We start from the raw sequence: 15,593 nt of genomic DNA on the forward strand, positions 1-15,593 counted from the left end.
GAGGCTGCATGAGGAATCCGGCAGCCGCGAACAGGAGGAACTACAGGATGACTGAACGACAAGGCGCTTATTACACGGGGAAATACCGCAATTTGTTCGATGAATGCGGTTATGGGCCGAATGAGATTGAGAACAGGCTTGCGGATGTTTGGGAAGCGCTGTTCGGCGAGAACGAAGAGACGCGAATCTATTATCCGATGGGCGAGACGCAAGGCTATTTGCTGGATACGGGAAACCTGGACGTGCGATCGGAAGGCATGTCATATGGCATGATGATGGCGGTGCAATACGGACGCAAGGATTTGTTTGACCGAATATGGAATTGGACGTATTCCTTTATGTATATGAAGGAAGGTGTCCACAAGGGGTATTTCGCCTGGTCCTGCAAGCCCGACGGGACGCGATTGTCGAACGGGCCGGCGCCTGATGGGGAAGAATTTTTCGCTCTGGCGCTGCTGTTCGCATCCCATCGATGGGGGGATGGCGAAGCTCCTTATGATTACGGGAAGCAGGCGCGCGATCTGCTGCGCACATGCATCCATCAAGGCGAAGACGGAACCGGGTATCCGATGTGGAACCAAGACAACAAGTTGATCAAGTTCGTGCCGGAGGTCGAGTTCTCGGATCCATCCTATCATTTGCCCCACTTTTACGAGCTGTTCGCGTTATGGGCTTTCCCCGAAGACCGAAGCTTCTGGGAGGAAGCTGCTTCGGCAAGCCGCGATTATATCCAGCTTGCGAGTCATCCCGAAACGGGACTGACGCCGGAGTATGCCTATTATGACGGAACGCCGAACGATACGCGCGGCTATGGACATTTTTTTAGCGATGCTTACCGCGTCGCGGCGAATATCGGTTTGGACTGGGAGTGGTTCCGAAAGGACGAGAGGCAGCGGAGTCTTGCAAATCGCATACAGACCTTCTTCGCAGACAAACGGCCGGAGGATTACCGCAGGTACCGGATTAACGGAGAACCTTTCGAGGAGAAGGCGTTGCATCCCGTCGGCTTGCTGGCCTCCAATGCCGCAGCTTCGCTTGCCGCGGACGGACCGCATGCCGAGGACAACGTCAGGCTTCTGTGGGAAACTTCCGTAAGAACGGGCGACCGCCGCTATTACGACAATTGTTTGTATCTGTTCGCGATGCTGGCGCTAAGCGGTCGATACCGAATTTGGTTTCCTAAAGGAAATTAACAAATTTTATGAAATTGAAATAAGCAGTCTCCGGCTTGTAATTATCTTGCCCGGGACTGTTTTTTTGTCATATCTAAACGATAGACCGGCAAGAACAGGAAACTTTCGCCAACGACTTTCGTATAACGTATAGGTTTTGGGCATATTCGCCGTATCGCGCAATCATTCGAAACTTGAGGAGAGACATGCTAATGGAAAATAACAAGGAAAAGCTCGAATCCGGAAAACGCGGGTGGACGAGCAATGGGATGAAAGAGCTGAGAGACTGGACTTTATCGTTAGGCATTGCGATTACTTTGGCCATGTTGTTTCAGACATACGCTTATGCCCAGACGGAAGTACATAACGTGTCCATGCAAAATACGCTCGTCGAAGGAGAACGGCTGATCGAAGATAAGTGGTCGTACCGGGTCAGCGAGCCGAAGCAAGGAGATATCGTCATCATTAACGGACCGGAGCATGAGCTTCGTCTAGTGAAGAGAGTCATCGCGCTGGAAGGTCAAACGGTTGACATCGCTGATGGAGATGTATTCGTGGACGGAATCAGGCTTGAGGAGCCTTACGCGAAAGGCGAAACGTTCCCAGGTAGTCTGGATGTACCCTTCGTCGTTCCTGCCGGACATGTGCTTGCATTAGGCGATAATCGCGAAAGAAGCCAGGACAGCCGCGACTTCGGACCTGTCGCCCTATCCAGCTTGGAGGGCAAGGCGGTGTTCCGAATTTGGCCGGTCGACCGGATCGGCAGTTTGAAATAACATTCGTAACGTAATAAATTTGTAATATTTGATTACAATTTCGTTTAGAATTAACCTTTATGATAAACGATAGATGAAACATCCTAACTGGGGAACGGAGCGTGATGCATGTCCATTCGCTTGAAACTGTATATGTCTTATCTGGCGATGGCCGTCGTCCCGGTCATCCTGTTAATATTGTTCATCATGATCATATTCGCCAGCAGCGGCAAGCAGGACATTAGGGATCTGACAGAGGTGAAGCAAGACGAGAATTTCAACCAGGCCTTAGTTTATGGTGAACTCATGTACGTGCTTCGGGAAGACACGGGTCAGCTTCAGAATCCGGACTTCCTGACGGATCTGCAGGAGCGGCTTAGCGAGCAGTGGGCGGGCCTCATTATTTCCAAGAATGACAAGGTTACCGATGTTTCTCCCTTTCTGAGCTCGTTATCGGAAGGAGAGGATTGGCAAAAACTTGCGGATGAGCCTAACGAAAGATTATTTTTCCACAATTATCGGTTTACATCTCATGAGCTCGACTTTCAATACCCGGATGGGGGAGAAGGAAAGGCGCTGTTGCTCTATCGGGTAGAACAAATTCCGTTCTTCTGGCATCCCCTGACGATGATCCTTATGTTGTTGTCGATCGTGCTGTCAAGCATGCTGCTCACCTACTTCGTATCCCGAAGCATTATCAAGCCGCTTCAGTCGCTCCGGTCTGCAGCACTGCAGATCAAGGAAGGCAATCTGGCAGAGCCGGTCTCTCCCAGAAGAAGAATGTTCAAGAAGAAAGCGGGCAGCGGAGACGAAGTGGCCCAGCTTGGTGCCGCCTTCGAAGAAATGCGGGCGAGGCTAAAGCATTCCATTGACCAAAGCCTTCAATATGAAGAGAACCGCAAGCTGCTGCTATCCCATATTTCGCATGATCTAAAAACGCCGATATCCGCAATTAAAGGATATGTCGAAGGGATCATGGATGGAATCGCCAATACGGATGAAAAGCGAAACCGGTATATGGGCACGATCTACCGCAAAGCGTCGGAGATGGATCACTTGATCGACGAGCTGTTCCTGTTCTCCAAACTGGATTTGCAGAAGGTGGTTTACGACTTCAAGACGGTGGATATCGCGAGATACGTGGATGACTATCTCGAGGAGCAGCGTTTCGAGCTCGAGAAGGATGGCATCGTGCTTCAGCTTCATAATAATGCGATGCATGCGGGACTGCTTGTGGCCGCCGATCCGGACAAGTTGAACCGGGTGTTCGCCAACATCTTGTCCAATGGAATCAAGTATATGAATCAGCAGTCCGAACGGAGTGAGGCTACTATCGTCGTTACGGTACAAAAGTCCGAAGGAGATGCCCTTATCACCTTCCAGGACACGGGTCCGGGAATCGAAGAAGAGGATTTGCCTCATATATTCGAAGGTTTCTACCGCGCGGAGCAATCCCGTAATTCCGAGACAGGAGGCAACGGGCTTGGACTAGCCATCGTAAAGCAGATCGTAGAAGGACACGGAGGCACAGTATGGGCTGAGAACGCGGCGGAGGGCGGAGCGATATTTTGCCTGAAGCTGCCAGCAATAAAGGCGGTGAACGAAATATGAAAAACATCCTGATTATTGAAGACGAGAAGTCCATTGCCGAATTGGAAAGAGATTATCTGGAAAGCCACGGCTATTCGGTAGAGATCGAAAGCCGCGGCGATGTCGGGCTGCAGCGAGCATTGGAAGGCGGTCATGATCTTATCATCCTGGACGTCATGCTGCCAAAGGTTGACGGCTACGAGATCTGTCGTCAAATTCGCGGCAAACATAATATGCCTATCCTGATGGTCACGTCAAAAAAGGAAGATATCGACAAGATCCGAGGTCTTGGACTAGGGGCAGATGATTATATAACGAAACCTTTCAGCCCAAGCGAGCTTGTAGCCAGGGTCAAAGCGCATCTCGCCAGGTTCGACAGGCTTACCGGGGATAAAATCAATCCTGGCAATATCGTACAGATAAGAGGCCTGCTGATCGATAAGTCGGCTCGCAGAGTCACCATCCATGAGAAAGAGACCATGCTGACCTCCAAGGAATACGAGCTGTTGCTGCTTCTTGCATCGCATCCCAACCGCGTTTTCGAGAAAGAAGAACTGTTCGAGCGCATATGGGGACTGGATTCGAACGGCGATGCCGCTACGGTAACCGTCCATATCCGCAGACTTCGCGAGAAGATCGAACATGATCCGTCCAACCCGCAATATATCGAGACGATATGGGGCGTTGGTTATAGATTCAAGATTTGACGATAGACAGAGGAGTGGGAGACGTTGAAGAGTATTATTCAATTTTCGCTGAACAACAAATTCGCATTATGGATCATCACGCTTATCGTGTTGTTCGCAGGCTTGCAGGCCGGTACCAGCATGAAGATGGAGACGATTCCGGACATTACGATACCGATCGTCAGCGTCACGACTGTATATCCGGGAGCAGCGCCGGAAGAAGTAATGGACAAGATAACGAAGCCGATCGAGCAGCGTACGCGGAACATGTCCGGCGTAAACAACGTATCATCGACGTCGTTCGAGAACGCATCGTCCGTCGTAATCGAATTTAATTACGAGACGAACATGGACGAAGCGGAGCAAGAGGTAAAAAGCCTGCTAGGGGAGATCGGGTTCCCGGAAGGCGTACAGTCGCCGTCCGTATCCCGAATCAGCCTCAACGCATTCCCCGTACTGTCGCTTAGTATCTCCAACGATTCGCTGGATTTGGCCCAGCTGACCAAACAGGTGAACGAAAGCGTCATTCCAAAGCTTCAAGGTCTTGAGGGCGTTGCCGATGTGCAGATCTCCGGACAAAACGTGGTGGAAGGCCAGCTTGCCTTCAAGCCGGAAGCTCTCGCCCAGATCGGCATGACCGAAGATATGATCAAAGGTATTATTCAAGCTTCCGCCATGTCCGTCCCTCTCGGCATTTTCGAATTCGGCGAATCCGAGAAATCCGTCTTGGTCGACGGTAATATCGTAAGCGAGGATGATCTTCGCAATCTGATCATTGTACCTGGCGTTAAGCTCAGCGATGTAGCCGACTTGACTGTCGTGGACAAGGCGGAATCGATCTCCCGTACGAACGGCAAAGATGCCATTGGCGTCAGCATCGTCAAATCGGCGGATGCCAATACGGTTGACGTCGTCAATCTGGTGAAGGATGAGATGTCAGCTATACAGGCGGACACCGATGGAATGACAGTGGAGCATTCCTTCGACCAAGGCGAGCCGATCGAAGAGTCGGTTCACACGATGCTGAGCAAAGCGATTATCGGAGCGCTTGCCGCTATCGTCATCATCCTGCTGTTCCTGCGCAACATTCGTTCGACGATTATCTCCGTCGTATCTATTCCGCTGTCTATCCTGATGGCGATGCTTGTTCTGAAACAGATGGACATTACGCTTAACATTATGACTCTCGGCGCAATTACCGTCGCCATTGGCCGGGTTATCGACGACTCCATTGTCGTCATCGAGAATATTTACAGGCGTATGTCGCTTGCCGGCGAGAAGCTGAGCGGCAAGGCGCTTATCGCGGATGCGACTCGCGAGATGTTCGTTCCGATCATGGCATCGACAATCGTAACGGTAGCGGTATTCCTGCCGCTGGGCTTCGTGTCCGGCATGGTCGGCGAAGTATTTATGCCGTTCGCGCTTACCGTCGTGTTCGCGCTGGTCGCATCCCTCATCGTTGCGATCACGGTCGTGCCTATGATGGCCCATATGATGTTCCGCAATGGTCTAAAGCCTGAGCAAAGACACGAAGATAAGCCTGGTCGTCTTGCGTTGTGGTACAAAGGCGTATTGAACTGGTCGCTTAACCACAAATTGATCACATTCGGCGTCGCGGTTCTACTGCTTGTGGGCAGCTTCGCGCTTGTTCCCGTCATTGGCACCAGCTTCCTGCCAGCCGACGAACAAAAAGCTGTAATCATTACTTACAACCCGGCTCCTGGCGAAACAAGAGAGCAAGTGGAAGAGATGGCTCTTAAGGCGGAAGCGCTCCTTGTGCCTGAGAAGCGCGAAGGCGTCAAGGTGCTGCAATATGCGGTCGGCGGAGCAAATCCGATGAATCCGGGCGCGTCCAAACAAGCATTGTTCAATATTAATTACGATAAGGATTTCCCAAACTTCTCCGAAGAGAAAGCAAAAATCCTTCCCATGCTGCAAGAGCTCGGCGGACAAGGCGAGTGGAAGGAGCAAGACTTCACCGGCGGCGGACTCGGTGGATCCGGCGTAACCATGCAAGTATTCGGTCCCGACATGAAGGCGCTGGAGCCCGTCGTAAGCGAGCTGGTCGCGAAGTTGCAAGAAAATGACGAGTTGACGAAAATCGACTCCAGTCTGGCGCAGACGTACGAGCAATACCGTATCGTCGCCGACCGTGACAAGCTGAGCCAGCATGGATTGACAGCAGGTCAGGTTGCCATGGCGCTTAGCCCCGTGCGGAGCAATCCGGTGCTGACGACGATCGAGGTCGACGGCGAGGATGTTAATATCTATGTAAAAACGGAAGAGAAAACGTACGCCAGCTTGTCCGATCTTGAAAATGTATCCATTATGACGCCAATGGGAACGGAAGTCGCCCTTAAAGATGTCGTTACGATTGAAGAGGGCGAATCTCCAAATACAATTACGCGTCTCAACGATCGTGTCTACACGGAAGTATCCGCTCAGGTAGCTTCCTCCGATGTCGGCGCCGTCTCGAAGGACATTCAGAAGACAATCGACAACATGGAGCTTCCTGGCAACATCGAGATTACAATGGGGGGCGTAACGGAACAAATTAACGAAACGTTCACCCAACTGGGCCTCGCGATGCTCGCTGCGATTGCCATCGTGTACCTGGTGCTTGTATTAACTTTCGGCGGCGGACTGACTCCGCTTACGATTCTGTTCTCCTTGCCGTTTACCATTATCGGCGGCCTGGTCGCCTTGTGGATCGCCGGAGAGACGCTCAGCGCAACGGCCATGATCGGCGCATTGATGCTGATCGGCATCGTCGTAACGAACGCGATCGTATTGATCGACCGTGTTATTCACAAGGAGCGGGAGGGCTTGTCCGTGCGCGAAGCGCTTCTGGAGGCTGGCGTTACGCGCCTTCGCCCGATCTTGATGACGGCGATCGCAACGGTAGGCGCTTTGCTTCCATTGGCACTCGGCTTCGAGTCCGGCGGTCTCATCTCTAAGGGGATGGCGGTGACGGTAATCGGCGGTTTGATCAGCTCGACGCTGCTCACGTTGATCATCGTACCAATCGTTTACGAGGTGCTGAATCGCAAAAAAGCAAAAAAAGGAAAAGCAGCTATAGCAAAATAAATTTCGAGCAGTCCCGCGAGTGAATCATTTGCGGGACTGTTTTTAATTTTGAAATTTTGCAATCTCAAGACTTGGGGAAGTAAGTAAGCAAGTTTTTTTTTAGATGAAAACGATTGAAAAATCTAACAGATCTTAGCGGCACCTTTTGTCCTTTGATGAAGCATAAAACTATACTTCAATTTGCCACATGGCTGGCTTAAGGAGCCAATGAAGCATAAAACTAAGCTTCGTTAGCCGTATGGGTGGCTCGAGTAGCCGATGAAGTATAAAAACTTCATTCGAAAACGATACTCACCTGTTCTGCCCCTTGCTCAACCAAAATAAACTGTGAAATAATGAAGTGAATTAAACTGTAAAAACAAATGTAAAAACAAATGGAATAGAGGTAGGGACGCTCCTTGTGGTAAAAAGTAACCGTGTTCCTCGATGTAAAAAGTATCAATAGCTTTGTATTTAATAAGGGGAAAAACTCCATTTAATATAAGCTATTCATCTCTCTTCGAAGCATTAAAGGGAAATCCTCCCACTAATTCAATCATAATGATGGGGAAATGCCAATTGGATCGAGAATTGAGGGCGTTAATCCCCTTAAAGTCGGAAAATCTGGTTTAAAAGCAAAATTAGAGGGTGATTTTCCTTTAACATCTTCTTTCTTCTTGAGTGGCAGCATTCACAATGCACTCACAATCATCGTACAGATGTCGACTATCCCGCTTTAAACGTCTCTCCCTCCATACGACGTCCTACTGATGCCCATTGCTCTACAGACACTAAGCCTGCACTCACTTAGCAAACGTTTGCTTCTGGTTAGAGGGCCGCGTCCATTTGGTGATGGATGGCGCGAAGATCGTTTATGCAAAATACATTGAATCGTTTGGAAATGGGAGTTCTGCGCATAAATTTCCGCAGAAAGGGGTAAGCTGACAACTGCCCGCAAGAAGCGGGCAGAAGGCGGGGTGAAACACAGTGCTTCGGAATGTAGTGGTGAAAACCATTCTTCTCCTCATGAGTCTCGCTCAAGGCGAATCCGTTACGGCATTGCACCACGATCCACTATTGCTGCATGCTTCCTCATCCGGTAAGGAGAACTCGGCTATTGTGCAGGCAGCTGCGCCCGCTTATGCCAAGTGGGGGAGGTTAGCCGTGCAAGAAACGGCAAAGGCGTATAACGGAGCCGCCATCGTCGACTACAAATACGAGGGGCGAAGTCAGCTTGGCCAAGGGATAGTCGAAGAAAAATTCCGGCTATGGCTCAATCAGAGCGGTCGGGAGTTCGGCGTCCGGGTTACCGTATCGGTAGAAGTCGCGACGGATACTTCACGCGGCGTGAAATTCGAAGAGCTAACGTATTAAAGACAGAAACAGCGATCTATTCAAAGCCAGGATAAGCTATTCCTGAAGCGTTGAATGAATACGCTGTTTTTTTAATTTCTATTCCTCTATAAGTTGCGACTTATCTAACTTTCATATTTGGAAGAAATAGCAACTTTATGGCGTTAAAAACCGTTACAATAGAAAGAGGCAAGGCATACTTTTAAATGAATGTTGAAAGAAAAGGGGAAGAGGCGTGAGAGGAGAACGTACATATCGACAGCCATTCATTGCGAGAGCAGCGTTGGCCCTAATTGTATTCCTGCTGGCTTGGCCGGCGCTCGCAGTCCATGCGGATGGCGAGGAATCCGGGATTAGTCTTCAGTCCACGATCGGCTATCAAGGCAGCTACAAAGACGGTCGCTGGTATCCGGCCAGACTAATCTTGACAAACGATACAGAAGATACGTTGAAAGGCGATCTCGTATTATCCTACATTAACGGAGATAATGTCACGACGAATTCCGTCGTTCCGCTGGAACTTCCGCCGGGATCGCCGGTGCAAGTGACTGTTGGCGTGCCGGGCGTCATTATGAACAAAGACAGCAACCGAATCGCCTTCTACGAGGGTGGCTACAATGACAAAGGCACGGGGAAACAGCTTGGCGAGAGAGGATATCTTGATTCCCGCAATTCGCTAAGCTACATGATCGGAGTTGTATCGCGAGATCCGGATACCTTTAATTTTATGCCGCAGTTGAATCAGAAAGGGTACGATATCGCCGTATATCCGCTTAAACCCGAAGACTTGCCGGACGAAACGGAGCTGCTGGATTCGCTGGACGTTATCGTTATCAACGATATCCCCACGGGAGACTGGAGCGAGAGCCGGGTCCAGGCGATTCGGGATTGGGTCATTCGAGGAGGAACGTTAGTCCTCTCCGGCGGCGCCGGCTATGAACAAACGTCAAGAGCATTTGCCGAGCTGGCGCCTGTGGCAGCGGGGGGCACTTCGCAATTAACAAGCGCCCTGGCTCTGGAGTCGGCTGGCGGGGAGAGTCTGGCGCTGCCGAATGGTCTTACGGTATCAATTGGCAAAGCCGTCCGCGGCACGGCTATCGTTGTTGAAGGCGAGGTGCCGCTCGCTGTGTCCGCCGAACAAGGCTTCGGACAAGTCGTATACGCGGCATTTGATCCTTCCCTGGAGCCGATGGCTTCGTGGGCGGGAAGCTCATTGTTGTGGGCCAAGCTTCTTAGCGACACCTTAATGCCGACATCTGTGAATGCGGCAATGGGATCAGGCGGATATTTGAATCAATATTGGCAGCTAAACAATATTCTCGATTTGTTCCCATCCATTAAACAACCCGAGCTGCTGCTGCTTATTGCTATGTTAGGTATTTATATATTAGTAATTGCGCCTATGTTGTATATCGTGCTCGCGAAAGCCGATCGCAGAGAATGGGCATGGTGGCTCATCCCGGTATTATCGATCGTCATGGGGGTCACGGTATTCTTCATCGGCTCCGGCGATAAGCGGTCCGTAATGTCGCATACGGTGGAGATCGTAGAAATATCCGGTGACGGGCATGCCGTCATATCGGGAGGCACAGGCATCTTTACTCCGGCCGGCGGCACCGTTACGGCGTTGTTCGACGAAGCAAAACCTATTCGCTTCTATGGCGATAACGGAATGAGAAACGGCCTCAATTCGAACGGGCATTATCAATTATGGAGTGGCAACGCGGAGACAAAGGCCGTCTGGAAGGGCGTTCCGTACTGGTCCACTCGCAAGCTTTGGACAGATCGGCAAGCAGCCGCTGCAGAAGAGACAGGTACTCTGGATGTGAGCTACAAGGATGACAACGGCACTTCCAAAGCCATCGTCACCAACAATACGACGGTTGATTTGACCGACGTCTATCTGCTTGCGCAAGGATCTTCAACGTCGATTGGCGATCTGAAGAAAGGGGAAAGCGGCGAAGCCGTAATGCCGTCCATGCCCGCTCAAGGCTACTTTTATTACGGCGGAAGCGTGTTCCCGCATCCAACGAATAACAGGCAAGTCGATGAGCATCGCAGACAACGCGAGCTGCTTGACATGTACTTCAATCGATTTAATAACGGAGTGCTGCAGGCACAACAACCCGTTATCGTAGGTTTCAGCGAAGACCATGCGAGCCAATACTTGGTCGACGGCGCCAAAGTCCAATCCGATAATTTACGTATGTGGATCAAGGAGCTGGAGCCCGTTATCCAGACTGGCGGGCGGGTGCACGTCCCTGCAGGAGCCATGTCGCCCATTATGACCTCGAATACGATTCAAAGCTACAGCTCATATGGCGATGGAACGATGCAAATCAGCGCGGGAGAGATGGAGATGGAATATTTGTTGCCGAACGGATATGGAGTCGCCTACGACAAGCTGGATATTAATTTCGTAAATGGAAACAGCAATCCAAACGCGGTGTGGAGCATCTGGCAGGAATCGACTGGCCAATGGGTCGAGCTTGGCGGCAGCCTGGAAGCGCCGGCTGCTTACCTGACTCCCGCGCAATCAATACGTCTCAAGATGGTCAGTACATCGGAAGGCATGATCTGGTTGCCGCAGCTGACGTTGGAAGGAGAGGTTTTGCAGCCATGAGCGAAGACAAGGCAACTATTGTATACGAGAATGAAGCAGAGAGCGGAGCCTATATGGCTGTGGAAGCCGCTGCAACTCCGATGATCGAAATACGCGGGCTAGCGAGGTCCTTCGGCAACTTCCATGCGTTGAAAGGCATTGATCTCACGATCGGTAGAGGAACCGTATTCGGATTCGTCGGTCCCAACGGCGCGGGCAAATCGACGACGATGTCCATCCTCGCGACGCTGCTGGCGCCCTCCGCAGGCGTGGCTAAAGTAGACGGCTTCGACGTCACCAAACATCCTCACGAGGTTCGCAAACGAATCGGTTATATGCCGGACTTTTTTGGCGTGTACGACCAGTTTAAAGCCGTTGAATACTTGCATTTCTATGGAGCGAGCTATGGCATTCCGAAGGCGGAGCGCGAGGCGCTCATCCCGCAGTTGCTGGAGCTTGTAAACCTGACGGACAAACGGGATGCTTACGTGGACAGCTTGTCCAGAGGGATGAAACAAAGACTGTGCCTAGCCAGATGTCTCGTACATGATCCGGATCTGCTTATTCTCGATGAACCCGCATCCGGCCTAGATCCCCGCGCCCGGATCGAGATGAGGGAAATATTGAAGGAACTGAAGTCGATGGGCAAAACGATTATTATTTCCTCTCATATTCTGCCCGAGCTGGCGGAGATGGTAGACGAAATCGGCGTCATCGAGCACGGTCAAATGGTTGCGGTAGGCAATGTAGCCGATATTCAGAGCCGGCTGCGCGTTAAACGAATTCTGCATATCCGATTGCTTGACCGTCTGGAGGAAGCCGAATCATACTTGGAAGAGCAGCCATTTGTCAATAAACTGCTGCGCGACGATCGCGGCATTGGAATCCATTACGGCGGCGATGACTCCGATCAGGCGGAGCTGTTGTCCGGACTGATGGGGCAGGGCTTCCGTATCGTATCCTTTAGCGAGGCGCAGACGAATCTTGAGGACGTGTTCCTGGAAATTACGAGAGGGGGAGCCGCCGATGAATGAACATGCCGCTGCCGGAAGAAACAAATTCAATTGGCGTTCGAAGCTGATCAACCCGGTGCTCGACAAAGAGTTCCGGCTTCGCATGCGCACGCCGCGTGCCATGTGGACGCTGTTTTTCTACTTATTCGCTCTCGGACTTATGTCGCTGAGCGCCATCTACTTGACGCAAGGAATGTCGGGTAGAGGCGCGGCCTTCAATCCCGAGCAAAGCAAGATATTGTTCTATTTTCTGAGCATGGCGCAGCTTGGTTTGATTGCCTTTATGGCGCCAGGTCTGACGGCAGGCGTCATTAGCGGCGAAAGGGAGAAGCAGACGCTGAATTTACTGCTCACGACGCAGCAAAGCTCCGCAACGATCGTACTCAGCAAGCTGGTGTCATCCTTAAGCTTTATGATTCTCATCGTGTTTGCTACGGTACCCGTTTACAGCATGATGTTTCTCTATGGCGGTGTTTCGCCGAAGCAGCTTGTGCTCGTATTTGTTTTCTACTTGTTTATGATGATTGTGCTGGGTTCGTTCGGCGTTTTGTTCTCGACCCTGTTAAAACGTACGATGATATCGGTAATCTCCACCTATGGCGTGACGTTGTTTATGTTCGCGGGAACAGCTATTTTGTTCTTCGTCATGCAAAGCGTCATGGATCAGGCTCGCGCAGCGGGAACGATCTCGGCTACTACCTCCTATTCTTGGGTCGGCCATATTATCGCGCTGAATCCTGTAGGCGCCTTGTACAGCATTCTTGACCCTTCCATTTCCGATCAGGCGTTCATGGTCAACCGCTGGAGCGGGAACACGCAGCCGAAAGGCGCGCCGATGGCTTTGTGGCAAGAATTTATGATTGTATTCGGCGTTCTAGCAATCTTCGCGAATTGGATGGCAATCCGCAATTTGCGCCCTCGGCTGAGGGGGAGAACCGAACGTAAGTAAGCCAGGGCGAAGGAAGGAACGAGAAAACTGGAGAAACATGACTTTGTAGGGGGAGGTTCAGGATGAATAAGGATCCATTGCTGCATGACCTGAGCAAAGTGAAAAAGCGCCTGACCTTATTCGCACTGACCCGGATGGGGTTGTACGGCTTGCTCGGGGGGAGCTTGGCGGGCGCGATTATACTTGCGGCCAGCCGGATTTGGCCTTTGCTGCATTCGCGGCAGATGCTACTGATCGTTGTAGGCGCTGGCTTGGTCGTTGGCATCGGATTAGGGATCTGGCGGCGCGCAAGCGTACGCGACGCGGCCAGGCAGATGGATCGGGGCGAACCGCAAGATGCCATCTCGACGGCCCTGGAAGGTTTAATGCCGAAGGAGCCTGGTTTCGTTCGTTCCGCTAATGAGATTATCGTGCGATTGCAGCGCGAGGAGGCAGAAGAAGCCGCCAGACGTTATACGTCGGATTTGAGACGAACTTTGCCATGGCCTGTCTGGAAACGGTGGCGCCCTCTCGTATTTGGGGCGTTAGCTGCATGGTTGATGATCGTTTTGCTTTTGCTGTTGCCTAATCCGTTGGATGACAGGGCGAAAGCGTTGGCGGAATCCAGCGAGGCGATCCGTCAGATGGAAAAGGAACGCGAGGAGCTCGAGAAAAAGCTTGAGGAGCTTGAGCTGCCTGACGAGGAGAAGGAAAAGCTGCTGAAACCGCTCGACGAGCTGCGCAAGGAGCTCAAAGAGCCGGGCGTCGATTCCGCGAAGGCGCTTAAGGAGCTTGAAGCGGCAATGAAGGAGCTGGAGCTCGCGGCAAAGGAAGCGCAGGCTGCCGCTCAGCGGCTGCAGGCTGTAGCGGACGCGATGACGGAGCAGCGCGAGCTTAAAAAGATCGGCGAGGCAATGAAGGCCCGCGCCGCCGAAGCGCTCGCAGACGCGATCGACGAGCTTCGCTCGCGTCTGCGGGAGCTGTCGCCAGCGGAGCGCGAAGCGCTGGCGGAAGCGTTGGAGCGGCTGGCCGGGCAGCAGCCGCAAGAAGGCGCCGCCGGCGAGCTCGCGGCGGCGCTGGATGAGGCGGCGCGGCAGGTGCGCGACGCCGGCGAAGCTTCGGCGGGCGAGGGTGAGCCCGCCGGCGGCGAGGAGGGCGGCGATGGCCTCGCCGCCCTGGAGCAAGCGCTCGCCCGCGGGCTGACGCAGGGCGAGCTGGAGGAGCTGGCCCGGGCGGCTGCGGGCCAGCTCGGGCAAAGCGGCCGCCAGCTGGCGGAGTCGCTGGCCGCCCAGGGCGGCGCTGTGCCGCCGTCTTGGGCGCCTGGCCAAGCGGGCAGCGGCGACGGGGCAAGCCCTGGCAGCGGCAGCGGGGCAAGCGCTGGCAGCGGAAGCGGGGCAAGCCCTGACAGCGGAGCGGGCCAAGGCTCCGGCAGCGGAGCGGGCCAAGGCAGTGGCAGCGGAGCGGGCCAAGGCTCCGGCAGCGGAGGGGGCCAAGGCAGTGGCAGCGGAGCGGGCCAAGGCTCCGGCAGCGGAGCGGGCCAAGGCTCTGGCAGCGGAGCGGGCCAAGGCAGTGGCAGCGGAGCGGGCCAAGGCTCCGGCAGCGGAGCGGGCCAAGGCTCCGGCAGCGGAGCGGGCCAAGGCTCCGGCAGCGGAGCGGGCCAAGGCTCTGGCAGCGGAGCGGGCCAAGGCTCTGGCAGCGGAGCGGGCCAAGGCTCTGGTACCGGATCAGGAGTCGGCGGTCGGGACTTGGTGACAACGCCCAGAAATTTGCAGGGTGAGGGCCAGATTGAGAACGACTTTGGTCCATCGACTGGTGGAACCACACAGAATGGCGGACAATCTCCGATGATCGACGGTACCACTCGACCATACAACGAAGTGTACGGCGAATACGCCGCAGAAGCGAAGCGAACACTGGGACGAACTCAACTGCCCGCCAGTATGCAGGATAAAGTCAAACAATACTTTGATCAAATACAACCGGACTAACGATTGCATGATTCCATGCATTGCGCGCCGGCCCTCACGGGTCGGCGTGTTACTGTAGTACGTAAAAGAAGGACCTGACTGGAAGACGGAAATGATGTTTTGTACACAAACGTATCGCGTATGGGCAGCCGTCATTGACGTGTATGTAATTTCGTACACGTCTGCTCAGCAAGTAACTTCTGACCACCATTGAGTATGAAATCTCATACTCAATCACTCTTCAAAGTACCTGGCACCCCATTGTATATGATTTTTCGTACCCAAACGTATCGTGCAAGAGGAATCGTCAAAGATGTGATATTTCAAACCCAAACGTATCACGTATGGGCAATCGTCAAAGACGTGTATGAAATTTCATACACATACATATCACACATGTTGAATCGTCATTAAACCCTTGCCATTTTCATGTTGGAGTTGCGGCAGGAAGATGTGAAAGT

At 52.7% G+C, this 15,593-nt stretch carries 10 protein-coding genes; all 10 read left to right on the forward strand.

Translation table 11 applies throughout. The annotated features are described in order from the left end of the window. Positions 1–47 precede the first annotated feature (47 nt). The 10 genes from KJW29_RS08025 (at position 48) to KJW29_RS08070 (ending at position 15,153) form a co-directional block, all read left to right on the forward strand. A complete protein-coding gene (locus KJW29_RS08025; protein WP_214629359.1) occupies positions 48–1,193 on the forward strand; it encodes a family 8 glycosyl hydrolase in 1,146 nt (381 codons plus the stop codon). 191 nt (positions 1,194–1,384) lie between these two features. Continuing rightward, a complete protein-coding gene (gene lepB / locus KJW29_RS08030; protein ID WP_246608637.1) occupies positions 1,385–1,948 on the forward strand; it encodes a signal peptidase I in 564 nt (187 codons plus the stop codon). A gap of 108 nt (positions 1,949–2,056) precedes the next feature. Continuing rightward, a complete protein-coding gene (locus KJW29_RS08035; RefSeq protein WP_214629361.1) occupies positions 2,057–3,538 on the forward strand; it encodes a sensor histidine kinase in 1,482 nt (493 codons plus the stop codon). Continuing rightward, positions 3,535–4,224 (forward strand): response regulator transcription factor, encoded by a 690-nt coding sequence (locus KJW29_RS08040; protein WP_214629362.1) that lies wholly within the window; start codon positions 3,535–3,537, stop codon positions 4,222–4,224. The genes KJW29_RS08035 and KJW29_RS08040 overlap by 4 nt, the downstream gene beginning before the upstream one ends. Positions 4,225–4,248: 24 nt before the next feature. Next, positions 4,249–7,290, forward strand: coding sequence for an efflux RND transporter permease subunit (locus KJW29_RS08045; RefSeq protein WP_214629363.1), 3,042 nt, complete (start codon positions 4,249–4,251; stop codon positions 7,288–7,290). A gap of 966 nt (positions 7,291–8,256) precedes the next feature. Then, positions 8,257–8,643 carry a DUF3889 domain-containing protein gene (locus tag KJW29_RS08050; RefSeq protein ID WP_187100151.1) on the forward strand — a complete coding sequence of 129 codons (387 nt, stop codon included), beginning with the start codon at positions 8,257–8,259 and terminating at the stop codon, positions 8,641–8,643. 214 nt (positions 8,644–8,857) lie between these two features. Next, the gene (locus KJW29_RS08055) at positions 8,858–11,245 is read left to right on the forward strand and encodes a DUF8725 domain-containing protein (RefSeq protein WP_214629364.1); all 2,388 of its coding nucleotides are present in this window, start codon (positions 8,858–8,860) and stop codon (positions 11,243–11,245) included. Between the two features lie 80 nt (positions 11,246–11,325). Further along, positions 11,326–12,258 carry an ABC transporter ATP-binding protein gene (locus KJW29_RS08060; protein ID WP_214631041.1) on the forward strand — a complete coding sequence of 311 codons (933 nt, stop codon included), beginning with the start codon at positions 11,326–11,328 and terminating at the stop codon, positions 12,256–12,258. After that, entirely contained in the window at positions 12,251–13,186 is a 936-nt protein-coding gene (locus tag KJW29_RS08065; protein WP_214629365.1) for an ABC transporter permease, read from the forward strand. Before KJW29_RS08060 ends, KJW29_RS08065 begins: the two co-directional genes overlap by 8 nt. Before the next feature lie 62 nt (positions 13,187–13,248). Then, a complete protein-coding gene (locus KJW29_RS08070; RefSeq protein WP_214629366.1) occupies positions 13,249–15,153 on the forward strand; it encodes a DUF8809 domain-containing protein in 1,905 nt (634 codons plus the stop codon). Positions 15,154–15,593: the final 440 nt, after the last annotated feature.

Source organism: Paenibacillus agaridevorans (assembly GCF_018604145.1).
GTDB classification, from domain to species: Bacteria; Bacillota; Bacilli; order Paenibacillales; family Paenibacillaceae; genus Pristimantibacillus; species Pristimantibacillus agaridevorans.

Coding starts and splice junctions, on each gene's coding strand:
- KJW29_RS08025 (WP_214629359.1), top strand. CDS start 48: ATGACTGAACGACAAGGCGCTTATTACACGGGGAAATACCGCAATTTG.
- lepB (WP_246608637.1), top strand. CDS start 1,385: ATGGAAAATAACAAGGAAAAGCTCGAATCCGGAAAACGCGGGTGGACG.
- KJW29_RS08035 (WP_214629361.1), top strand. CDS start 2,057: ATGTCCATTCGCTTGAAACTGTATATGTCTTATCTGGCGATGGCCGTC.
- KJW29_RS08040 (WP_214629362.1), top strand. CDS start 3,535: ATGAAAAACATCCTGATTATTGAAGACGAGAAGTCCATTGCCGAATTG.
- KJW29_RS08060 (WP_214631041.1), top strand. CDS start 11,326: ATGATCGAAATACGCGGGCTAGCGAGGTCCTTCGGCAACTTCCATGCG.
- KJW29_RS08065 (WP_214629365.1), top strand. CDS start 12,251: ATGAATGAACATGCCGCTGCCGGAAGAAACAAATTCAATTGGCGTTCG.
- KJW29_RS08070 (WP_214629366.1), top strand. CDS start 13,249: ATGAATAAGGATCCATTGCTGCATGACCTGAGCAAAGTGAAAAAGCGC.